Source organism: Mobilisporobacter senegalensis, assembly GCF_003752155.1.
GTDB lineage: Bacteria > Bacillota > Clostridia > Lachnospirales > Lachnospiraceae > Mobilisporobacter > Mobilisporobacter senegalensis.
Genome location: NZ_RJVG01000006.1, coordinates 23921 through 47121, shown reverse-complemented (window position 1 = coordinate 47121; position 23201 = coordinate 23921). Strand labels below are relative to the sequence as shown.

The 23201-nt window shown below is 33.0% G+C and carries 19 protein-coding genes; 16 read left to right on the top strand and 3 right to left on the bottom strand.

What is annotated here, in order from left to right:
- Positions 1–320: 320 nt before the first annotated feature.
- The 3 genes from nrdJ to EDD66_RS10785 all read left to right on the top strand — a co-directional run bounded on the left by nrdJ (position 321) and on the right by EDD66_RS10785 (position 4775).
- Positions 321–2411, top strand: coding sequence for a ribonucleoside-triphosphate reductase, adenosylcobalamin-dependent (gene nrdJ / locus EDD66_RS10795; RefSeq protein WP_123609598.1), 2091 nt, complete (start codon positions 321–323; stop codon positions 2409–2411).
- Between the two features lie 58 nt (positions 2412–2469).
- Positions 2470–3351: a LysR family transcriptional regulator gene (locus EDD66_RS10790; protein WP_123609597.1), complete on the top strand. Its 882-nt coding sequence runs from the start codon at positions 2470–2472 to the stop codon at positions 3349–3351.
- Positions 3352–3494: 143 nt separating this feature from the next.
- Positions 3495–4775 carry a glycosyl hydrolase family 18 protein gene (locus EDD66_RS10785; protein ID WP_123609596.1) on the top strand — a complete coding sequence of 427 codons (1281 nt, stop codon included), beginning with the start codon at positions 3495–3497 and terminating at the stop codon, positions 4773–4775.
- A gap of 40 nt (positions 4776–4815) precedes the next feature.
- Here EDD66_RS10785 and EDD66_RS10780 read toward each other — a convergent pair whose 3' ends face one another.
- Together EDD66_RS10780 and EDD66_RS10775 are read right to left on the bottom strand one after the other, a co-directional pair.
- A complete protein-coding gene (locus tag EDD66_RS10780) occupies positions 4816–6111 on the bottom strand; it encodes a LysM peptidoglycan-binding domain-containing protein (protein WP_123609595.1) in 1296 nt (431 codons plus the stop codon).
- A 119-nt stretch (positions 6112–6230) separates the two neighbouring features.
- On the bottom strand, positions 6231–6431 hold the full coding sequence (locus tag EDD66_RS10775) for a hypothetical protein (RefSeq protein WP_123609594.1): 201 nt from the start codon (positions 6429–6431) through the stop codon (positions 6231–6233).
- Positions 6432–6613: 182 nt separating this feature from the next.
- Here EDD66_RS10775 and EDD66_RS18465 point away from each other — a divergent pair, with 182 nt between their 5' ends.
- From EDD66_RS18465 to EDD66_RS10765, 4 genes are all read left to right on the top strand, one after another.
- On the top strand, positions 6614–6760 hold the full coding sequence (locus tag EDD66_RS18465) for a hypothetical protein (RefSeq protein WP_170164325.1): 147 nt from the start codon (positions 6614–6616) through the stop codon (positions 6758–6760).
- On the top strand, positions 6729–6887 hold the full coding sequence (locus EDD66_RS18460) for a hypothetical protein (protein WP_170164324.1): 159 nt from the start codon (positions 6729–6731) through the stop codon (positions 6885–6887). The genes EDD66_RS18465 and EDD66_RS18460 overlap by 32 nt, the downstream gene beginning before the upstream one ends.
- 237 nt (positions 6888–7124) lie before the next feature.
- Positions 7125–8399 carry an adenylosuccinate synthase gene (locus tag EDD66_RS10770; RefSeq protein WP_123609593.1) on the top strand — a complete coding sequence of 425 codons (1275 nt, stop codon included), beginning with the start codon at positions 7125–7127 and terminating at the stop codon, positions 8397–8399.
- A gap of 163 nt (positions 8400–8562) precedes the next feature.
- The gene (locus EDD66_RS10765; RefSeq protein ID WP_170164323.1) at positions 8563–9429 is read left to right on the top strand and encodes a metallophosphoesterase family protein; all 867 of its coding nucleotides are present in this window, start codon (positions 8563–8565) and stop codon (positions 9427–9429) included.
- Here the strand turns inward: EDD66_RS10765 and EDD66_RS10760 are convergent.
- Entirely contained in the window at positions 9421–10518 is a 1098-nt protein-coding gene (locus EDD66_RS10760) for a pyridoxal phosphate-dependent aminotransferase (protein ID WP_123609591.1), read from the bottom strand. The genes EDD66_RS10765 and EDD66_RS10760 overlap by 9 nt on opposite strands.
- A 118-nt stretch (positions 10519–10636) precedes the next feature.
- Here EDD66_RS10760 and EDD66_RS10755 point away from each other — a divergent pair, with 118 nt between their 5' ends.
- The 9 genes from EDD66_RS10755 (at position 10637) to EDD66_RS10715 (ending at position 23165) form a co-directional block, all read left to right on the top strand.
- On the top strand, positions 10637–14197 hold the full coding sequence (locus tag EDD66_RS10755; protein WP_123609590.1) for a DUF5717 family protein: 3561 nt from the start codon (positions 10637–10639) through the stop codon (positions 14195–14197).
- Between the two features lie 20 nt (positions 14198–14217).
- Positions 14218–15486 (top strand): DUF5716 family protein, encoded by a 1269-nt coding sequence (locus EDD66_RS10750; protein WP_123609589.1) that lies wholly within the window; start codon positions 14218–14220, stop codon positions 15484–15486.
- A gap of 51 nt (positions 15487–15537) precedes the next feature.
- On the top strand, positions 15538–16368 hold the full coding sequence (locus EDD66_RS10745) for a hypothetical protein (RefSeq protein ID WP_123609588.1): 831 nt from the start codon (positions 15538–15540) through the stop codon (positions 16366–16368).
- 10 nt (positions 16369–16378) lie between these two features.
- Positions 16379–17581, top strand: a complete 1203-nt coding sequence (locus tag EDD66_RS10740; protein ID WP_123609587.1) for a hypothetical protein — start codon at positions 16379–16381, stop codon at positions 17579–17581.
- Positions 17582–17823: 242 nt separating this feature from the next.
- A complete protein-coding gene (locus tag EDD66_RS10735) occupies positions 17824–18408 on the top strand; it encodes a TetR/AcrR family transcriptional regulator (protein ID WP_123609586.1) in 585 nt (194 codons plus the stop codon).
- Between the two features lie 34 nt (positions 18409–18442).
- Complete coding sequence (locus EDD66_RS10730) at positions 18443–18817, top strand: response regulator (protein ID WP_123609585.1); 375 nt, start codon at positions 18443–18445, stop codon at positions 18815–18817.
- 11 nt (positions 18818–18828) lie between these two features.
- On the top strand, positions 18829–20889 hold the full coding sequence (locus EDD66_RS10725; RefSeq protein WP_123609584.1) for a chemotaxis protein CheA: 2061 nt from the start codon (positions 18829–18831) through the stop codon (positions 20887–20889).
- A gap of 39 nt (positions 20890–20928) precedes the next feature.
- The gene (locus tag EDD66_RS10720; protein ID WP_123609583.1) at positions 20929–21423 is read left to right on the top strand and encodes a chemotaxis protein CheW; all 495 of its coding nucleotides are present in this window, start codon (positions 20929–20931) and stop codon (positions 21421–21423) included.
- Between the two features lie 29 nt (positions 21424–21452).
- Positions 21453–23165, top strand: coding sequence for a methyl-accepting chemotaxis protein (locus EDD66_RS10715; protein WP_123609582.1), 1713 nt, complete (start codon positions 21453–21455; stop codon positions 23163–23165).
- Positions 23166–23201: the final 36 nt, after the last annotated feature.

Here is a 23201-nt window from a genome sequence, read left to right as displayed (position 1 = left end):
GCTAAATAAAATTATGCGAACTCTTTTTTATGACATTTGAGTATATTGCATTATTCTTACTAACATAATATATTACTCTTTTGAAACAATAAATACAAGGTGTAAGGTTAAAAGAAATCTTTTAACCTTGATTTGAGACTCAAATGGACAGGCAGGCATGTCCGCTTGAGTCATGTTAACAAATATATCAATCAGACTATTGACATATATATTGTAGTTAAATATAATATATAACACAAGATATAGTGTTTTTGAAAAAATACATAGGGTTAATCAGCTTTGATAGGGAATCACTATTTAGAGAAATTGGAGGGATTCAAATGGAACGTTTATTAGCAGATGAATTCTTAGATAAATATAAAACTGCAGAAAATCCACTTAGCCACATTGGAGAATTTGTTTATCTAAGGACATATTCAAGGTATTTAGAGGATAAGAAAAGAAGAGAGAACTGGTTTGAAACAGTTCTTAGAACAGTAGAATATAATATAGGCCTGGGTGTAGCTTATAAGAAAAAGAATAATATAGAAATTGATTTAGAAGAAGAAAGACTGGAGGCAGAGAAATTATTTGATAATCTTTTTCATTTAAGAACTTTTACTTCCGGAAGAACATTGTATATGGGAGGGACAGAGATTGTAAAGAAATATCCGCTCTCCAATTATAACTGCTGTTTCACCGAGATTTCAGATATGCATGATTTTGTGGATGTTTTCTATCTTTTGATGGTCGGCTGTGGAGTAGGGATACGAATCGATAAGGAATTAATAAAACATATTTCACCTGTTCGTATGGTTTCCTTAGACGGAGTATATAAAGAAGATATAAGAAAATTTACTCCAAAAGAGGATATGGAAGATACAAAATTAATTCCGGATAAGAATGATAAATCCATCATCACTATCAAAGTAGGAGATAGTAAAGAAGGCTGGTGCAGTGCACTGGATGCTTACTTTAAGATGGTGACATTAAAGGAATATGGTAATATATCAAAAATTATTATTGATTATAGCTATGTGAGACCGGAAGGAGAGAGATTAAAACGTTTTGGCGGAAGAGCATCCGGCCATAAATCACTTAAGAGGATGTTTGAAAAGATTAATCTCGTAATGTCAAGGCTTAATGGCAGCCAGCTGGAATCAATCGATATTCTGGATATAGCAACGATCATCAGTGAAAATGTGGTTTCCGGTGGTGTCAGACGCAGTGCCATGATGGTCATTTGTGATGAAGATGATGATGAGGTAATTAATGCAAAGAAAAATATATATAAAGTAATAAATGGGAATTGGATCGAAGATGAGAATATATCCCATCGAAAAATGAGCAATAATTCAGTTCTTTATACCCATAAACCATCACTTGAGAGAATTGAAGAAATTATAAATTCTATTAAAATTAATGGAGAGCCAGGTTTTATCAATGGATTAGAAGCTTATAGAAGAAAAGGTTCATTTAAAGGATGCAATCCCTGTGGAGAGATTTTATTAAGATCGAAACAGTGCTGTAATCTGACTACAAATAATCTTGTTGGGTTTGTGAATGATAAAAATGAATTAGAAACTGATCGATTACAGGAAATCATTAAACTTTCTACAAGAGTTGCAATCCGAATGACTTTGGTGGATGTTGAATTAGATGACTGGAATAAAGTGATGCAGGAAGACCGTATTGTTGGAATTTCCTTAACCGGTATGATGGATATGGTTAACCGCACTGGTATGAATTATGAAGAGTTAGCTTCTTTACTTAGCAATTTAAGAAAAGTGGTTCATGAGGAAGGACACAGATATAGTAAAGAACTTGGTATCACACCTCCGGAATTAATGACGACGATCAAACCGGAAGGCTCCATATCCACACTTCCCTGTGTAAGTTCAGGAATACATTATCCTCATTCCAATTACTATATTCGAAGAATTCGTATTTCAACAACGGATCCTTTATATAAAATGATTGCGGACCAGGGATGCTATCCAATTTATAATGAGGTTGGACAGACTGATGACAACTGTACCATTAAAGTAATTGAGTTTCCAATTAAAGCACCACAAGGCAAAACCAAGTATGATGTAAGTGCCATAGATCAATTAGAATTATATAAGCTGTCAATGGAAAACTGGACAGATCATAATACATCAATTACAGTTTCTGTGAAAGACCATGAATGGAATGATGTGGTTAACTGGGTATATAATAATTTTGAATATGTTGTGGGTATTACTTTTTTACCTCTTTTAGAGGAAACGTATCCCTTACTTCCATTTGAATGTACTACCAGGGAAGATTATGAAGAACGTATCAGGAAAATCAAACCAATTGATTATAACATATTAGCAGAATTTGACGATGACGAAGAACATGATATAATAGACCAAGAGTGTTCCACCGGTGCTTGTCCAATTCGATAGTTTTTAGGGACGGGGTAAGTTCATTTATCCCCGTCCCTAAAATAATAGAGGAAAACAAATGAATGTAAATCTTGAGTATTATAAAATATTTTATTATGTAGCTAAATTAAATGGGATTACGAATGCAGCAGAAGAATTATGCATTTCCCAGCCGGCAGTCAGCCAGGCTATAAAACAATTAGAGAAGACTCTTGGAAGTAAATTATTTATCCGTACTCCCAAAGGGGCCAGATTAACTCCAGAGGGAGAAGTTCTATATTCTTATATAAAAAGAGGATATGAATATATTAAACTGGGAGAAAATACATTTCAGAAGATGCTGGATCTTGAACAAGGAGAAATCCGTATTGGTGCCAGTGATATGACATTGGAATTTTATCTTCTTCCATACTTAGAGAAGTTTCATGAGTCATATCCTAAGATAAAAGTTACGGTAACGAATGCGCCTACTCCCGAGACGATAGAATATCTTTATGCAGGTAAGATAGATTTTGGTATTGTTAGTACACCCTTTGATGTAAAACCGGAAATTACAGTAACAAAAGTAAAAGAGATTGAAGATATCTTTATTGGCGGCAGCAAGTTTGGTGAATTAAAGAAGAGGATTGTTGAATATAAAGAATTAGAGAATTTACCAATTATTTGCCTGGAACATAATACGAGTACCAGAAAATATATTGATGAATACCTTTTAGAAAACAAAGTTATATTGAAGCCGGAATTTGAATTAGCAACCAGTGATATGATTGTGCAGTTTGCAATGAGAAATTTAGGTCTTGGCTGTGTTGTGAAGGATTTTGCATCAAAATATTTAGAAACAGGAGAAGTATTTGAAATAGAATTTACGAAAAAGATACCGAAACGCCATATATGTACGATTATGAGTACGAAAAATCCAATTTCTACAGCTGCTAAGATTCTACTGGATATGATGGAATAAAAAATGTCTTTATTCACATTTTAAATTCACTGCACATATAATAGTAAAAAAAAGGTAGCTCAATGTGAAAAGAAATTTCACATTAGAAGTTTCTGCCAAATAAAATCAAGGGGATTTGATTTGTGTAGTTTGGAGGACGATATATGGATATTCATGTGGTACAATCAGGGGATACACCGGCTTCGATTGCCAGAAGATACGGTGTTACTGATGAACAAATAATAAGGGATAATGAAATAGAAGATCCAAGCAGATTAGTTGTAGGGCAAACTCTTGTGATTATGTATCCTGACGAAGTTTATACAGTAGAGCCGGGAGACAGCTTATATACCATTGCAATAGAACATGATGTTAGTATACAAAACATACTTCAAAATAACCCAAGCATTATTGGAAGAGATGTTATGCCGGGGGAAGAACTTGTAATTAGTTATGAAGGAGAAAAATTAGGTGATATAACAGTTAATGGTTATGCATATCCATACATCGACAGGGAAGTATTAATAAGAACCCTTCCATACCTTACGTACATCTCTATATTTACCTATGGATTTACTCCAGAAGGGGAACTTATTGATATTGACGATGAAGAAATAATAGCATTGGCGAGAGAATACGGGGTGGCTCCGCTTATGCAGGTTTCTACCTATTCAGAAGCAGGTGAATTTGATAGTGAACTGGCAAGTGGATTACTTAATAATGAAGAGGCTCAAAATAATTTGATTGAAAATATTATGGAAAATCTGGCAGCCAAAAATTATTACGGTCTGGATATTGATTTTGAGTACATTTTTCCGGAAGATAGAGAAGCGTTTATAAATTTTGTTGAAAAGGTGACAAACAGAGCTCATGAAGAAGGATATGAAGTTATGATTGCCTTGGCACCAAAGACATCTGCAGATCAACCGGGGTTATTATATGAAGCACATGATTATGCAAGACTTGGCCAGATTGTTGACTGGGCTCTGCTTATGACATATGAATGGGGCTATACTTACGGGCCGCCAATGGCTGTGGCACCATATAATGAAGTAAGAGAAGTTCTTGATTATGCAATCACAGACATAGAACCTAGAATAATAAGACTGGGTATTCCTAATTATGGTTATGATTGGACATTACCATTTGTCCAGGGAGAATCAAGAGCAATTGTAGTAGGCAACGTGGGAGCAGTAGATCTGGCAAGAGAAGAAAATGTAGCCATTGAATTTGATGAAGAGGCAAGAGCTCCGTTCTTTACTTATTACGATGATGAACGCAGAGAGCATATTGTCTGGTTTGAAGATGCCAGAAGCATTGATGCAAAATTAAGATTAATTGATGAATATGGTCTGAACGGAGCAAGTTATTGGACAATAATGAGACCTTTTCCACAAAACTGGCTCGTTATGATATCTTTATACGATATTATTAAATTAATATAAGACATAAGTTAAGGGACTGTCTCGCAACAGTCCCTTGCTTTTATTGTTCAGGTATTACTTTATTAATTTTGTATTGTGAATTTATAACGAGCCACAACTGAGCAAAATAACTCATGATATTCCATATACTTATACCCTGGATACCATATTCAGGAACAAAGCTTGCCAATGCATTTACACTTCGTGCATCCTTAAACCATACAATATGCTGTACTGGGGTATCGGAACTATAATCTACATATTCAAAATAAGGCGCTTGAGAATTTTCATCATAGTAAATAGTAGCACCAACCTGTCTTGCTAATAAGATGGCTGCATCAGTATTAAGAGAGTTCGCTCTGGAAACACCTATTATATATGGGAGCTGCCAGTCATATCCAATTGTTGATAAACCTATAAAAATTTTTTCGGGTGGTATCAATGGAACTGTGTGGTCTAAAATCATCCGTACCATATAAGCAGGAGTTGCAGCGGAAGGAGGTCCGGAAGAATATCCCCATCCATATGAGAGAAGTAATATACTATCTGCCATCTGGCCAAGGTTAGTATAGTCCAGTCTTTCAAGAGTAAGCTGATTATTAACGATAACCGTCCTTGGTGTTATTGTAAGGAACAATAAATATCCGTCCTCTCTTAACCGGCTATATAATTTTGTGATATAATTCTCATAAAGTTTTTGATTTTCCGGATTCAGATGTACTATGGAAACATTTAATCCATAATAATCTTTAGTTTCCAGAATGTTCAGAATATTGTTAATATGATGCTCCTGAAGAACTTCGCTATTTAATATACTATTCACAACGTCTACATTGCCTTCTCCCTGATATGTCAAAGTAGACAAGGACATAATTGGAGCTACACTGTATTCTTTGGCTAATTGAATGATTTCAGTTTCATCTTCTCCAATTATTTCCCCGCCTCCAATTGACCTATAATTAAATATTGTCAAATAAGTTAAAAAAGGTAAGGTTTTTCTCAGGATATCCATATCTATAAATGGATAGGCATAACCATTGGTTGATATTTCACTCTCAGTATTGTAACTGACTACAATGGATTCACCAGGTAAAAGAAATTCTCTATCAGACAGATAAGGGTTATTCCTCAATAATTGCAGTATAGTAACATCATGAGCGCTTGCGATACTTGCTAACGAATCTCCTTCTCTGACTATATAAGTCTGTTCTGGATAAGTTAATACAATGGTCTGCCCAACTACCAAATTATTTATATCAATTAGTCCATTTTCATTTATCAATCTGGTAACCGGTATATTATATTTTTCTGCTATTTGATAGATTGCTTCACCTGGTTGTACCACATGTATTATCATAGACAGCTCCGCTTAATTGACTTATTTTTATTATATGATGAAAGGATTTAAGTGTGATAATAGGGAAAACTTCCGGTGCTTATATAGTAATGGAGATCAATAGAGAAGCATAAGCTTCTCTATTGATCTCCATGGGCACCTCTTCCCGGTACCTCTATTGGGATATCATTTGTGGCATTGGATGGTTTCGGAATATGGATTTCCGGACTGTCATTGCCAGCAGGTTTTGGATTTACTTCAGAATCTGAGCTTATATTACTGTGGAATCCAGTTCTTTTTGACGGAGTACTTTTACTATTATTAAAATTATTTAATTCCATTTATAAATCTCCTTTCATAGGCGTATTGTTTGTAGATATCAGCTATTTATTCATTTTATAATGCATTTTATAAGAAAACTGGCAATATAGACAAGCTATGCATCATACATATATAAGGAATAATTTGAAAGCTGACAAGTTATAATCGAATTCGTTTTCGTAATCAGGGAAGGAAGGTGTAAATGATGAATTATGATGCTATTACAATTCAAGATTGCCTAGATATGTATGAATTCATGGATAAGATAACAGTTATTGAGAATGGGCGAGTTACTGGATTTGAAAAGGAGAAAAAGGATGAGGAATCTAACACTATTGGAATTAGATGAACTTTATAGTTTATTAGAAAAATTACAAAAGGACGATAGGCTTCCAAAATATACGGATGAAGCAAGAGCAGTTGAGTTATTAAAAAGATATATTAAATTTATGTCTTTAAGAAGTGATACTATATAGTACTGTAAAATTCCATAATTTTCAGTAAAGAAAATTATGGATATCATTTACAGAGAAATGGTCAGACAGATTTATTTAAACTACATAACATAAGATTATATACATCATAATTAATATTAATTTTACTTATGGAAATTGCTATAGTATACTTAGAAAGTAATAGGGCAATCTTGACTAATACAAATAATTATGGATATTACTATTCATGAATACTTAACTTTTTAGGAGGAAGATACTATGGTAAAAGCAATTGTAGGAGCTAACTGGGGAGATGAAGGAAAAGGCAAGATTACAGATATGCTTGGGCAGGAATCCGATATCATTGTAAGATTTCAAGGTGGAAGCAATGCTGGGCATACTATTATCAATAACTATGGAAAATTCGCTCTTCATTTATTACCATCAGGTGTATTCTATGATCATACAACAAGTATCATAGGTAATGGAGTGGCATTAAATATACCCTATTTATTTAATGAGATTAAAAGTATTGTTGAAAAAGGTGTACCAACACCAAAGATATTAGTATCTGACCGTGCTCAAATATTAATGCCTTATCATATTCTGTTCGATCAATATGAAGAAGAAAGATTGGGTGGCAAATCTTTTGGTTCTACAAAATCAGGGATTGCTCCATTTTATTCTGATAAATATGCTAAAATTGGTTTCCAGGTATCTGAATTATTTGATGAAGTAACTTTAAAAGATAAGATTTCAAGAGTTTGCGAGCAAAAAAATGTTATATTGGAACATCTATATCATAAACCAAAGATCAACGAAGAAGAATTATTTAACTTATTATTAGAATATAAGCAGATGGTTGAACCATATGTATGTGATACTTCAGCATTCTTAAATGATGCAATAAAAGCTGGTAAGAATATTCTGTTAGAAGGCCAATTAGGTTCTCTCAAAGACCCTGACTTTGGAATTTATCCGATGGTAACATCCTCTTCAACTTTAGCAGCATATGGTGCTATTGGAGCGGGTATCCCTCCATATGAAATTAAAAATATCATCACTGTTGTAAAAGCATATTCAAGTGCTGTGGGTGCCGGTGAATTTGTCAGCGAAATTTTTGGTGAAGAAGCGGATGAACTTAGAAGACGTGGCGGTGATGGTGGTGAATATGGTGCAACTACAGGACGACCAAGAAGAATGGGATGGTTTGATGCAGTTGCTTCCAGATATGGCTGCAGAATTCAAGGTGCAACAGAAGTTGCATTGACAGTTCTTGATGTATTAGGCTATCTTGATGAACTTTCTATCTGTATTGGTTATGAAATCGATGGTAAAGTAACAAGAGATTTTCCAACAACTGTACAATTAGCAAAAGCAAAACCTGTATATACGAAGTTACCAGGATGGAAACAAGAGATCCGGGGAATTAAGAATTATGAAGAACTGCCTGAAAATTGCAGGAAATATATTGAATTCATTGAAAAAGAGCTTGAAGTACCAGTTACATTAGTATCCAATGGTCCTGGCAGAGACGAAATAATTCGCAGATAATCATATAAAGGTGTTAATATGGGCAAGGTAACTTAACCATGTTAATGCCTTTTATTATTAAAATTACCATTATAAATAATGTGGAATTCTATGAATTAATATATTATACTATATATCAAGTGAAACTTAACTCAAAAGATGGATGGAAATGAGAGAGATGAGCATGAGAATAGCAGTATTAAGTGATATTCATAGCAATAATGTAGCCTTAAATGCCTGCATTGAGTATATAGATGATAATGAAGTTGATGGTATTATATTCCTGGGAGATAACATTAGTGATTGTCCTGACCCTCAAGATACTTTATCCCTGATAAAACAGTTGGATGAAAGATACCAAACCTGGCATATTAATGGAAATCGTGAAGAATATTTTATAAAACATGCGGATGGTGAGGAACCGTTTAACAGGTGGACCTATTCTTCTGAAAAAGGTAGTCTTTTATATACTTATGAGAATCTGACCAAGGAAGATATTGAATGTTTCAGAACCCGAAATAATAAGGAAATCGTTTTCATTAATGGGACGCTCCCTATTACGATAGCACATGGTTCTCCTGGTTTAACAAGAGAATTATTATATGCCAATCAGGAGAATACGGATAAATATCTTGAATCATTAGATACAGATTATCTGTTATGCGGCCATAGTCATAAACAGTTTGCATATTCAAAATATGGTAAGTTGCTCATTAACCCAGGGTCTGTAGGTGTTGCGATTGGTGTGAAAGAACAGGCACACATGGCAATGCTGGAGTGGAATAATGAGGAATCCGTCTGGAAATACCAATTACTTAGTATCCCTTATGACTTTGAAAAATTGTGTGAAATATTTTATCAAAGTGAAATTATGGAGAAAGCTAAGTTATGGCCTAAACTAATCATGAAATCAATAGAGACGGGTATTAATTATGCACCAATTTGTGCTAAAGCTGCTTATGACCTTGCGGTTCAAGCCGGTGAAACGGTGGGGTGGTTCGGTATTCCTGAAAAATATTGGCAGGAAGCTGCAAGAACAATACTATTTTAAACTTTCAAGCAAAATTTTTAAAAGTTCATCATTTTTCTCAGGAGACATAAAACAAAAACGAATATATTGCTGATCTAAAAAGGGAAAGGTGGAACAATCTCTTATCATCAGCCCTTTTTTTATTGCATTATCAAATAAATCCCTGGCAGTGATATTCTCCTTTAATATTTTTATGAGAACAAAATTAGCAACAGGTGGAAACACTTTGATATTATCACATTTATTTAAGGTGTTACAGATTCTTGTTCTTTCTGAAGAAATCAATTCTTTCGTTCTTAGGATATACTCCTCGTCAGAAAACATAATTTCTCCTGCAATTACTGCCAGACTGTTAATGGTCCAAGGATTTTTTCTCTTGTTAATTTCTTTTAATAAATCTTCATTACCACAAATTGCATAGCCAAGGCGCAATCCCGGAGCAGCAAAAAATTTGCTGATGCCCCGGAGTATTAATATATTATTATAATATTCAGTAAGAGGAATAGAGGTAATTAGATTCATATCCTCTGCAAATTCAACATATGTCTCATCTACCATTACGAAGATATCTCTCTGCTTGCAGATATCAAGGATTTTTCTCATATCTTCATTTTTAATAGCCGATGAGGTGGGATTGTTGGGGTTGCAAATGATTAATAAATCAACATCCGGTTTTAATTCATTATCCAGGGATTTCATATCCAGGTTAAAGTCACTCTCTTCATCCAGACGATAATACAGAGAACTGCCGCCGCCAAGAGATATTTCTCGTTCATATTCAGAATAAGTAGGTCCTATCATGATAGCTTTTTTTGGATGCTTAATCTGTATAAATAGAGAAATCAGCTCTGTAGAACCATTTCCTACAATAATGTGATTAAAATCAGTATTCACATAATTGCCAATACATTTTCTCAAAGATGTATATTCCCGGTCAGGATAACTGGTGATTGCATCTATTTTATCAGCCAGGGTTTTCCTAAGTTCTGGTGATATGCCCAGAGGATTTACGTTAGCGCTAAAGCTGGTAATATCCTCTTTTTTTATACGATATATCTGTTCTATTTTCTCTAAATCACTTCCATGAAAATGATCACTATGCTTTATCATAAAATCCCTCTTTCTTTATTACTGGCTTATTGCTAATTTTTGACGATTAGTTTATAATTATTATAGCTTATTATAACGAAAGTGCAAGAAAAAAGAACATTAATAGTGGGTGAACAGGTTGAGAGATACGATAGAACAATTATCAAGATGTAAATTTGATTATGAAACACCGGAAATTATTTTATCTGTAGATCATATTGAGATTAATCTCGAGGAAGGTAAGGAGTCTTCAGGTTCTTTTATAATTACCAATAGTAATCATTCTGCCATAAAAGGGATTGTATATTCCTCTAAAAAAATAATCACTTTTACGGATAACCAGTTTAGTGATGTTGAGAATGAAATACAATTTAAGATTGATGGGCAGGAATTGGTTTCTGGAGAATCTTATCATGTGGAAATCTCAATTATCAGTAATTGCAAAGAGGTTGTGCTGCCTGTTTCAATTCAGGTGATAGCTCCATTTTATGTTACATCTTTTGGTAAAATGAAAGATTTATTTCAATTTGCTGATCTTGCGAAAGAGAATTGGACAGGTGCGTTGGAACTGTTCAGATCGACGGAGTTTGAAAGGGTATTTTTACATAATGATCATAAAAATAAAATGATATATGATAATCTTATGAAAAGTACCAATCTTAATACAGCTTTAGAAGAATTTCTAATTGCTGTTCATAAAAAAATCCCAATTAATCTTCAAATTGATAAACAGAACCTTGAGTATAAAATTGATTCCGTGGAATCATTTATGGACAGAATTACATTAACAAAAGATCAATGGGGTTACCTTGAAGTAGATATTAGTACAGATACCTCCTTTATATCATTAGAGCATACGACTGTCAGACCGGAAAATTTTATTGGAAATTCTTATGGTCTTGAGTTTATCATAAATCCATCTTATCTAAGAGATGGCAGAAATTTCGGACGAATATTTATCACTACATACAATCAGGTATTTGTAGTTAATATTATATGTCATTATATAAAAGAAACCAGGATCAGGGAAGAACATAACCGTTTAAATAAAAGATGCCAATTAGAATTAACAAAATCATATCTTAAATTTAGACTGGGAACTATCAAGCTAAACGAGTATATACAGGAAGCGGAAGGTATCCTCCATAAGATATCAGGCAGTCCGAATCAAATTCTTTATACGATGCTTACAGCACATTTGTATATTATAACGGAACAGGAGGAAAAAGCAGGTCAGTTATTAGATACTCTAAATGATTATGAAAATGAATTCAAGCAATCTGCAGGGTTAAAATATTGTGCCTATTTATATTTAAAAGCCTTATATCATAAAGAACAAAATATTATCGATCATGCAGTAAGGGAAATTAGATATATTTATGAAAATGGGCATAAAGATCATAGAATTCTCTGGTTTTTATTATATTTAGATAAAAACTATGAGGAAAATATTATGTATAAGCTTGCTCAGATAAAAGAACAAGTTTTATCAGGGACCCATAGTCCGATTCTATATTTTGAAGCTCTTAATATTCTAAACAAGGAACCTTCCTTATTACATGAAATAGGGATATTTGAATTCCATATAATAAACTTTGGGATTAAATATGAAGCCATTGGAAAAGATATGGCGGCTCAGTTTACATATCTGGCAGGCAGGGAAAAGACATATCGTTATAATATATTTAAAAATTTAGTGATTTTATATGATAAATATTACTCAGAAGAAATACTTACCGGGATTTGCTCCCTGTTAATCAAAGGCCAGAAGACAGATAAGAAGTATTTTCAGTGGTATCGTTTGGGAGTAGAAGCTCAGTTAAAAATCACCGGATTACATGAAAGTTATATGTATTCCATTGATGAAGAGAGTAATATTATTTTATCTTCACCAATTCTTTTGTATTTTATATATAATAGTAATTTATCGGATAATAAGAAAGCATATTTATATGCATATATTATTAGGAATAAAGCACAGAATGCATCTATTTACCGGACTTATTTGAAACAGATGGAGAATTTCTGTATGAAACAGATTGGATCTCATAACATAAACCGCAATTTATCAATTATTTATGAGGATCTTTTAACAAAAGACATGATTACTGAGAGCGTTGCATATGACTTGCCTTATATTATGTTTCGTCATGTTATTAAATGTGACAATCATAAGATAAAGGGAGTTGTGGTAGTACATAAAGAATTAAAGACAGAAAGTTATGTACCACTCGTAGAAGGAGAAGCCCAGATTAATATCTTTACGGAGAATGCAGAAGTTTTTTTTGTTGACCATAATGAAAACCGCCACTTATCTGCTATAGATTATAAGATTACGAAATTGATGAATTCAGATCGCTTCATTGATATTTGTTATAATTATCAAATTGATAATTACATGCTTTTATTATCTTTAGCTGAGAAGATTAATAAATATCAGAAATTTGATGATAATGCAGTATTAGTCAGAGAAAAAGTGATACATTTATCAGATCTTAGAGAAGAATATTTTAAGATGTATTTCTGGGATTTGATCCAATACCATCATGACAGCCTTGATGGGAATTATTTATTTAATCATCTTCTCCATTTAAATATAAAATGTCTAAATAAATTCGAACGGGCGCAAGTTTTAGAATATGCAATCGTAGCCGGCATGTATATGGAGGTCTTTTCGTTTATTATAGAATATGGGTTTGAACAAATTTCAGTGAAAAGATTATTAAAATTATGCAGAGAGCTGATTGCCAGATATGATAAAGAGGTAAATGAGGAATTTAAAGAGGAGTTTATCACAATATGTTTTTACGTATTTCATTCAGGGAAATATGATGATACTATTTTACAGTTTCTGGTGAAATATTATAATGGAACCACCAAAGATATGTATGAGCTATGGAAGATTTCCAAGGAATTTAATCTTACAACTACAGAATTGGAAGAAAGATTACTTGGCCAGATGCTATTTGCAAAAAGTTATGTGGGAAACCCTTTGGAGATATTTGCATCCTATTATGGTTTAGGGCACAATAGTAAGTTAATCAAAGGATTTTTATCTTTTTATGCATATCGATATCTGGTTCATGACAGAGTTGTAGATGAAGAACTTTTTTCTATTATCCAAAAAGAACTTGTAATAGCGGAAAATGATGTTTGTATGCTTGCAGTTCTAAAGTATTTCAGTATAAAAAATGAATTAAGTGAAGAGGAGATTAAATTTGCTAAATTCCATGTTTTTGAATATATTAAAAAGGGATTTTCACTTCCATTTTTTCAAAAGTTTCAAAAAAGTTTTCAGCTTCCTTCCTATATCAGCGATAAATACTATGTGGAATATATTACTGATCCAAAAAAGAAAGTTGTAATACATTATCGTATTAATAAAGATAGTAATGAAGAATTTATTTCCCAAACAATGAATAATGTGTATTTAGGTATCCATGTGAAAGAATTTATAATTTTTTATGATGAAGAATTGCAATATTACATTACGGAAAAAGATGAGAATGGGGAAAGCATTACAGAAAGTATTAGTGTCAAAATTGATAAAACTATGGACGAGGAAGATAATTCCAAGTATAATCTGATTAATTTAATGCTGATGGCGAAAGAGCTAAAAGATGATAAAACGTTGGTACAATTAATGGAGAATTATATGAGAAGTGAATTTATTAAAAATGGATTAATTAAGATGAAATAGAAGAAAGGGAGGAGATAACAATGGAGGATGAACAAAAACTACTTGTAGGTTTTGACTTATGTAATGATTATTCACAAATCGCTTGCTATAACTATAAGACTTTTGAACCAGAATCCATTTGTGAAGAAAAAAATAAGGAACAATATCTTATCCCTACCGTATTAGGAGTTACCAATAAAGAAAAAGAGTGGGTTTATGGTCAGGAGGCCATTAAACTTGCAAACTTAAATGGAGCATATCTGGTTACTGATATCATTGAATTAATTGAAAAAAATGAAGAGATAACAATATATGATGTTAATTTTACTGGTACAGATTTGCTAGAGAGATTTTTAAGAAAATGTTTAATCATATTGAAAAAGATTTACCCTAATGAATCGATTTTAAAAATAGTATTTACATTGAAAGCTCCTAATTCTTTATTAAGAGAAGCACTGCATATTGCCCTTTCGAATTTGGGAATCAATGAAGACAGATTCTATATACAGAGCCATACACAAAGTTATCTTTATTATGCTCTTAGCCAAAGGAAGGAACTATGGACGAATGATATCGGATTGTTTGATTTTGATGAATCAGGAATGAATTATATTCAAATTAGTATAAACCGTAATTCAAATCCAATAATAGTGGGAACAAAGTATAAAGATTTTTCAAATCAACTAACTTATCATATGTTAACAGAAAGCTCCAATCTGGATGAAATAAGGTATATTTTTGAAGATATTACAAAAACTGCATTAAACAAGCAGATAATATCAACCATCTATATGACAGGAAAAGGTTTTGAAGATAATTGGGCGGATGATTTAATCGCCAGTTTATGTGTAGGAAGAAGAATCTTTAAAGGTCAGAATTTATATGTAAAAGGTGCATGTTATACTGCAAGGGAACTTGCAATTGAAAGCAAATTAAAAAACTTTCTCTTTTTAACAGATGAGATGGTAGATAGTGATATTCTTATGAGAGTATATTATGATGCAGGTATAGTGGAGGTTACATTGGCAAGTGCAGGGAATCCATGGTATAACATTGAAAGTTGTTTTGACATTATTTTGGATGACGAACAAGAAATTGAGGTTATTATCAGAAATATTTTAAATGGAAATGAGACGAGTCAAATCATTGCGCTGGAAGGAATCGTCAATGAACCGAATAAAACAGCAAGAGTTCAGCTAAGAACAAAATTTGAAGATAATAAAACCTGCATTATTGCTGTAAAAGACCAGGGATTTGGAGAATTTTATCCTTCTTCCAATCGAATATGGGAACAAATGATTTACCTTTAGGATAGTTTAGGGGATAAAGATAATCTATAAAAAAGACAGGGAGGTATCACATTGGGAAAACTAATTTTATGTCACGGCAATCTGGCTTTAAAACCGTATCAATTTGCTTTAACAAATACTAATATTTACTCAATTGAAGAAATTGCATATTATATATTTCATAATATATATGCAATTTGTGAAGATACCTTTACGAAAGAATTAGCACTGTGGATAGAGGAGGAATTAAAACTTCCTGAGACAGCTCAAAAATTAAAAAGTCTAATTGATAATAAAAACTCTCTTAAAGATATTGTGGTCACCCTGTTGTGTGCATCTGATTATTATGGAGAGGCTGAAATAAAAGAAATAATACAGATTATAGATGAGACCAGAGATCTGGAACCAATAAGAAGAAGAAAGATTAAGGCAGACCATCTTTTGAAATATAAGAATTACCAGTTAGCAGAGGCAGAATATATGGAAATACTAAATTCTGATGATGCCAATCTGTTAAGGGAAGAAGAAATCGGAGATATTCTCCATAACCAGGCTATTATTAAACTACATACAGCTTCTATAAAAGAAGCTTCTAGTATGTTTAAAGAAGCATACGATCATAATCATGATGAAGAAACGTTAAAGGAGTATTTTTATACTTTAAAACTAGGTAATTATGAAGAGGATTATCAGAAAGAAATCATAAACTATAATCTGGATTCAGAAATTCTTTTTGAAATGAATGGAGAATGGAATGAATGTTTAAGCACTATGACAGAGTCATCGTCTTATCAAAAATTTAAGCAGATCATGGAGCGGAAAGAAGAAGGAAATTTTACAATATTCTATAAGGAAATAGATAATATGATTAATATATGGAAAAAAGAATTCAGAGGAAACTAAGGAGAAGAGAATGGGATTTTTCAATTGGTTTAAGAGGGACAAGTCAGATAGAGATGAGAATGAAGACAGAGATAATATAGTGGATGAAACTCAGGTTGAAATAGAAAAAGTAAATTTTGAGAAAGAAGCAGATAACTATGATTCCACACCCAAGCGAAAAAAGTATATCCAAGATAGTTGTGAGAGTATTGTAGAGGCCTCCAGGCAAATTGACGAAGCAAAAGTAGAATATCAGGCAGTGACCTCCTACCTAACTGATATGCAGAAAATTGATGCTATTCCAGTGGAAGAGAGAGCAGATCTTGAAGATTCTGCAAGAAAAATAATTACTTTAACAAGGGACCGCACCGGCTATCAGAACCGAAAAGACATTAAGATAACGGATGTTCAATATCAGCATATGGAACAATACGAAGAAGAGATACCGGAAGAGATTATTAAAATTAAAAAGAATGAAGAATATTTAATCATTGTTAAAAATGATATGAGAGCATTAGAGGGAGAGAAAGGATCTCTCCACTTTAATAAAGAGGAAATTTTAAAACAGCAACAATATCTGAAAGGAATTGCAATTATAATAAGTTTTCTCGTTGTAGGCCTTTTGTCTTTATTTGCTACAATTGCAAGTGTATTTTACAAAAATATGATGATACCGTATATTCTTACAATTATTATGGCTGTGATCAGTGCAGTTTATGTATTCTATGAAGCGAGAAGGAATATCTATGAAACGAAACTTACGGAACAAAAACTTAACCGGGCAATTGGTCTATTAAATAAAGTAAAAATAAAATATGTGAATACAACAAATTTATTAGATTATTCCTATAATAAGCATAGAGTGAATTCTTCCAGTGAATTAAAATACCTGTGGGAACAATATATGAAAGCAAAGGATGAAGAAAGAAGATATAAGAATAATACGGAATTGCTTAATTATTATAATGAAGTATTGGTAAAAAATTTAAGGAAGTTTAAAATTGCAGATCCAGATATCTGGATTTATCAAGCAATTGCCATTATCGACAATAGGGAGATGGTAGAAGTAAGACATCGTCTAAATGTTAGAAGGGCCAAGTTAAGAGAAAGAATTGATTACAATACGAAATTAAAACAGGATGGTATGGAAAAGATTCAGAAGTTAATTTCAAAGGATCCGGACTGGAAGAAAGAAGTAGTTGAATCATTAAAGAAATATGATATAAACATATAAATTCATATTATTAAATTCAGTAAGTCACCAGATGACATATTTGCCATCTGGTGACTTACTTTTTATAATGAATTAATTAATATATATAGGGCAGAGCAGGTTGTATTATGAATTATTGCATATAAAAGTAGAAATTTGTCGAATATTTGCGACTTTTGTCCTACTTTTTATTGACAAATTAATATCAAGAGATTAAAATCAAGTTATGTAAGCGATTGATTACTTACTTAAGGAGATGGGTCATGAAATATAGTATATTGCACAGAAAAGAAAGGCTTATTATTACAACGATAGAAATTATTGATGAGCTTGGTATTCAGGGACTGTCTACAAGAGAAATTGCAAGAAGACAGGATATTTCTGAAGGTGCATTATTTAGGCACTTCAGAAGTAAAAATGAGCTGCTATTGGCGGTCTTAGAATATTTTTCTGAGTTTGATAACGATATTTTTCAATCAACAAAACTTAAGAACCTAAGACCGAGAGATGCAATAATATACCTTATTAATTCCCATGTTGAATATTATGAGAATTATCCGGCGATTACTTCTATTTTATTAAATCTTGATGTATTAAGGTATGAAACTGAACTTACAGATAAAGTGGATAATATCATAGAGAAACGTACCGGATATTTAAAGGAATTAGTAGATCTTGCACAGCAGGAGGGTGAAATTCGGCCAGATGTTAATGGTGATAACATACCGGATATAATATTTGGATTTTTTATTATGATCTGTTTGGAGTGGAAAATTTCTAAGAGAAAATTCTCATTGAAAGAGAAAATTTTATCTACACTTATCCAAGTGATGGATTCATTTGGTTAGGCTTATATGAATAAAAAAACAAGGAGGGTAAAGTATGAAAAAAGTTCTGATTGTCGACGATGCTCAATTTATGAGATTGGCGATAAGAAACATTCTGGAGAAAAATCAATTTGAGGTTGCAGGGGAGGCGGCAAATGGTATTGAGGCGATACAAAAATATAAGGAATTGAAACCGGATATTGTAACTATGGATCTGACAATGCCTGAAATGACGGGGATCGAAGCCCTAAAAGCTATTATGGAGTATGACAGAGGGGCTAAAGTAGTAGTTGTATCTGCATTAGGACAGGAAGTACAGATTAAAGAAGCAGTTATAAATGGGGCAAGATCATTTATCGTAAAACCAATTAAGGAAGAACATTTAGTTAATACCCTAAATAAAATACTAGATATTAATAAAAGTATATAGGAGGGGATAATGTGTCAGAAGAATATATAAATGAACCAATGCTTGAGATGTTTTTATTTGAGAGTACCCAACTTATTGAACAGTTGGAACAAAGTATTTTAGATAGTGACAAGGAAAAGTGTTATACAAAAACTGCAATTAATGAAATATTCAGAATTATGCATACAATAAAAGGGTCTTCCGCAATGATGATGTTTAGCGAAATATCAGGACTTGCACATTCAATTGAAGATTTATTTTATTATATTCGTGAAGAGAATCCACAGAATATAGATTGTTCGGCTCTTTCTGATTTAATATTAGAAGGTATCGATTTTATTAAGATAGAGCTGGAAAAAATTAAGAATAAGGATAGCGCAGACGGCAAAGCTACCACTTTGATTGGGACGATAAAAGAATTCCTATATGGTCTGCAGCAAGCAAATAATTATAAAAACATTGATAAAACAAAGCAAAAAGTGGAAGAGTCAAAGAAGCAATATTACATAAGCCAGGATAAGGTAATAACTACTGTATATAAAAATGCCTTTAAAGCAACCATTTATTTTGAAGATGGATGTGAAATGGAAAATATAAGGGCATATACAATTATACACAATCTCAATGACATAACCAAAGAAATATATCATATTCCGGAAGATATCATTGAGGATGAAGAAAGCGTTGATATTATAAAGAGAGATGGATTCATCGTCTATCTAAAGTCGGATCTGTCATATGAAAAAATGTTTGAGTTTTTTAAACAAACAATATTTTTAAAAGAATTAGAGTTAACTCAGCTGGAGAATGAGGACGAGTTTAAACAGTTCTTATCAGAAGAACCATCAGAAATTCAGAAGAAAGATTATCAAATTCCAAAAGAACAAGGGAAAATCAAAACCAATGTTACTCAATCAATCTCCCAACAAAGCATTATAAGCGTAAATGTTTCAAAATTGGACAAACTTATGGATCTGGTTGGTGAAATGGTGATTGCGGAAGCTATGGTGATACAAAATCCTGATTTAAGAGGATTAGAATTAGATAATTTTCAAAAAGCTGCTGTACAATTAAGTAAGATAACCAGTGAAATACAAGATATGGTAATGTCAGTTCGAATGGTTCCTCTTTCTGCCACATTTCACAAGATGAACCGAATTGTACGTGATATGTGTAAAAAGTTAGGAAAAGAAGTTGAACTAAAAATTATCGGTGAGGAAACAGAAGTTGATAAAAATATTATTGAACATATTTCAGATCCATTAATGCATCTGGTAAGGAACGCCATTGATCATGGATTTGAATCAGTAAAAAATAGAGAATTGAAAGGAAAATCAAAATCTGGAACCCTTACATTAGAAGCAAAGAACTCTGGCAGCGATGTACTTATTATTGTGAAAGACGATGGGAAAGGTCTTAATAAAGAACAGATTCTTAAGAAAGCAAGAGAGAATGATCTGCTTTATAAGAATGCAGAAGATATGTCTGATCGAGAGATTTATAACCTGATCTTATTGCCGGGATTCTCCACGAAAGAAAAAGTGAGTGAATTTTCGGGACGTGGAGTAGGGATGGATGTTGTTTCTAAAAATATTGAAACAATCGGGGGCACCTTATCTATTGAAAGTGCTTTGGATAAAGGAACAATGATTACACTTAAGATACCGCTGACCCTTGCAATTATTGATGGCATGAATATTAAAGTGGGAAATTCTACTTACACCATTCCTACCATATCCATTCGTGAATCTTTTAGACCAAAAGAAAAGGATATCATAATTGATCCGGACAATAATGAAATGATTATGGTAAGAGGACAGTGTTACCCAATCTTAAGAATTCATGAGATATATAAGGTGGATACAAAGGTTACCAATTTCACAGAGGGAATCATTATTATGGTAGAACAGGATGATAAGTTACTTTGCATCTTTGCAGATGAATTGATTGGCCAGCAGCAGGTAGTTGTTAAGGCCTTGCCGGAGTACATACGTAATTTTAAGAAAATTAAGGGGATCGCAGGATGCACCCTTTTGGGTGATGGAAGAATCAGCCTGATTCTCGATATAGGAGGCCTAATCGATAAGAGATAAGATTATCCGAAAGAATTATAATTGAGAGGAGAGATTCATATGGAAGAGATATTAAGTAACGAAGTGGACCTGGAAGAAGATACTCAAAGAGGAAGATTTTTAACCTTCTCTTTAGAAAGAGAAAGTTATGGGATAGAAATACGATATGTTACAGAAATTATTGGAATACAAAGTATCACACAGGTGCCGGAACTTCCTGATTATGTAAAAGGAATCATAAACCTAAGAGGGAAAATTATACCTGTAATGGATGTAAGGCTGCGGTTTAAGAAGGAACCAAGAGATTATAATGACCGGACCTGTATTATTGTAGTGGATATTAAGAATATATCAATTGGCCTGATTGTTGATAGTGTGACGGAAGTCATCACCATTCCAGAGGAAGAGATAGTGGATCCGCCTCAGATAAATAAGGGATCACAGAATCGTTATATCAATAAAATAGGCAAAGTAGGAAATGACGTTAAGCTATTACTGGATTGTGAAAAGTTATTTACAGAAGATGAATTAGAAGATTTACATGATGCACTATAAGGATAAAATACATCACGGAGGATGATATTATGAAATGGTTTAATAATATGAAGATTAGAGCAAAACTTATTAGTTGTTTTATTATACTATCTGTTTTTATGGGAATTGTGGGAGTCGTTGGAATCACCAATATGAATACAATTAATAAAAGAAGTGAAGATATGTACTATGATAATTTTATACCGGTAGAAGAACTTAAGAATCTTCAAATAGCACTACAAAGTGTGCGTGCTAATCAACTTTTAGCTATTTACGAACAAAATCCGGAAACATATCAGACGAGAGTGGATGAAATTAATAAATTAGTGGAACAAACCGGGGTTATTCTGGAAAACTATGAAAAAACAATTCACGATGATGAAAATAGGACTTTATTTGATAATTTTAAAAGCAGTTTGTCAGCTTATCGCCAGGTACGCGATGAAAATCTTGAATATGTAAAAAATCAACAATATGATAAAGCGTTAGAAACCATGGATTCAGTAACTCAGGCAAGGGTAAAATGTGATGAAAATGCCCAGGTATTGGTTGACTATAACACGAATTTAGCAGAAACAGCAGTAAAAGAAAATGCAGATAATTTTGCGGGGCAATCTATTATTATGATAGTTGTAATAATAGCTGGCGTTGTAATTGCAATTATCCTCGGTTTAGTAATCTCTAATATTATAAGTAAGCAGCTTAACAAATTAGTTAGTGTTGCCAATCAGATCGCAGATGGGAATCTTGATGTAGTAATAGATATTCATACAAAGGATGAAGTAGGAATCCTTAGCAAAGCATTTCGTAAGATGTCAGATAATCTTAATAATGTAATGTCAAATATTAACTCAGCTGCAGAACAAGTAGCAACGGGAGCAAGACAGGTATCTGACTCTAGTATGGCTCTTTCTCAGGGATCTACGGAGCAGGCAAGTTCAGTTGAAGAGTTAACTGCATCATTGGAAGAGATATCTTCCCAGACACAATTAAATGCAGAGAATGCCAAGAAAGCCAATGGCCTGTCAGTCACAGCAAAAGAGGATGCACTTCAAGGGGATTCCCAGATGAAAGATATGCTCAAGTCAATGGAAGAGATCAATGAATCATCTGCCAATATCTATAAAATTATAAAAGTCATTGATGATATCGCATTCCAGACTAATATTCTGGCACTGAATGCAGCAGTTGAAGCTGCAAGAGCAGGGCAGCATGGAAAAGGATTTGCAGTAGTGGCAGAAGAAGTCAGAACTTTAGCAGCACGTTCTGCTAATGCTGCCAAAGAAACAACTGATTTAATTGAGGATTCCATTAAAAAAGCGGAAAATGGTACCGTCATAGCCAAAGATACGGCTGGTGCCCTGAATAAGATAGTAGATGGAATAGAAGAAGTGGCAGCGATTGTGAAGAATATTGCTATTGCTTCCGAAGAACAGGCAACTGGTATTGCACAGATCAACCAAGGAATTATCCAGGTATCAGAGGTGGTACAGAATAACTCGGCAACTTCAGAAGAAAGTGCCGCAGCAAGTGAAGAACTATCTAGCCAGGCTGTTCTTTTAAAAGAACTGGTAGGTAATTTTAAATTAAAGCAAAGTAAAAGGTTAAATAGTAATATAGAGGAGATAAGTCCGGATGTACTGCAGATGCTAGAAAATATGACCAACAAAAAAGATAATATTACCACAGGCAATGAATCAAGTGAGAGAAAAGCAACAAAACCAACCATCACTTTAAGTGATACAGAATACGGAAAATATTAAAGTAAGTGCTGTCGCAAAATTAACCTATCTTAAGAT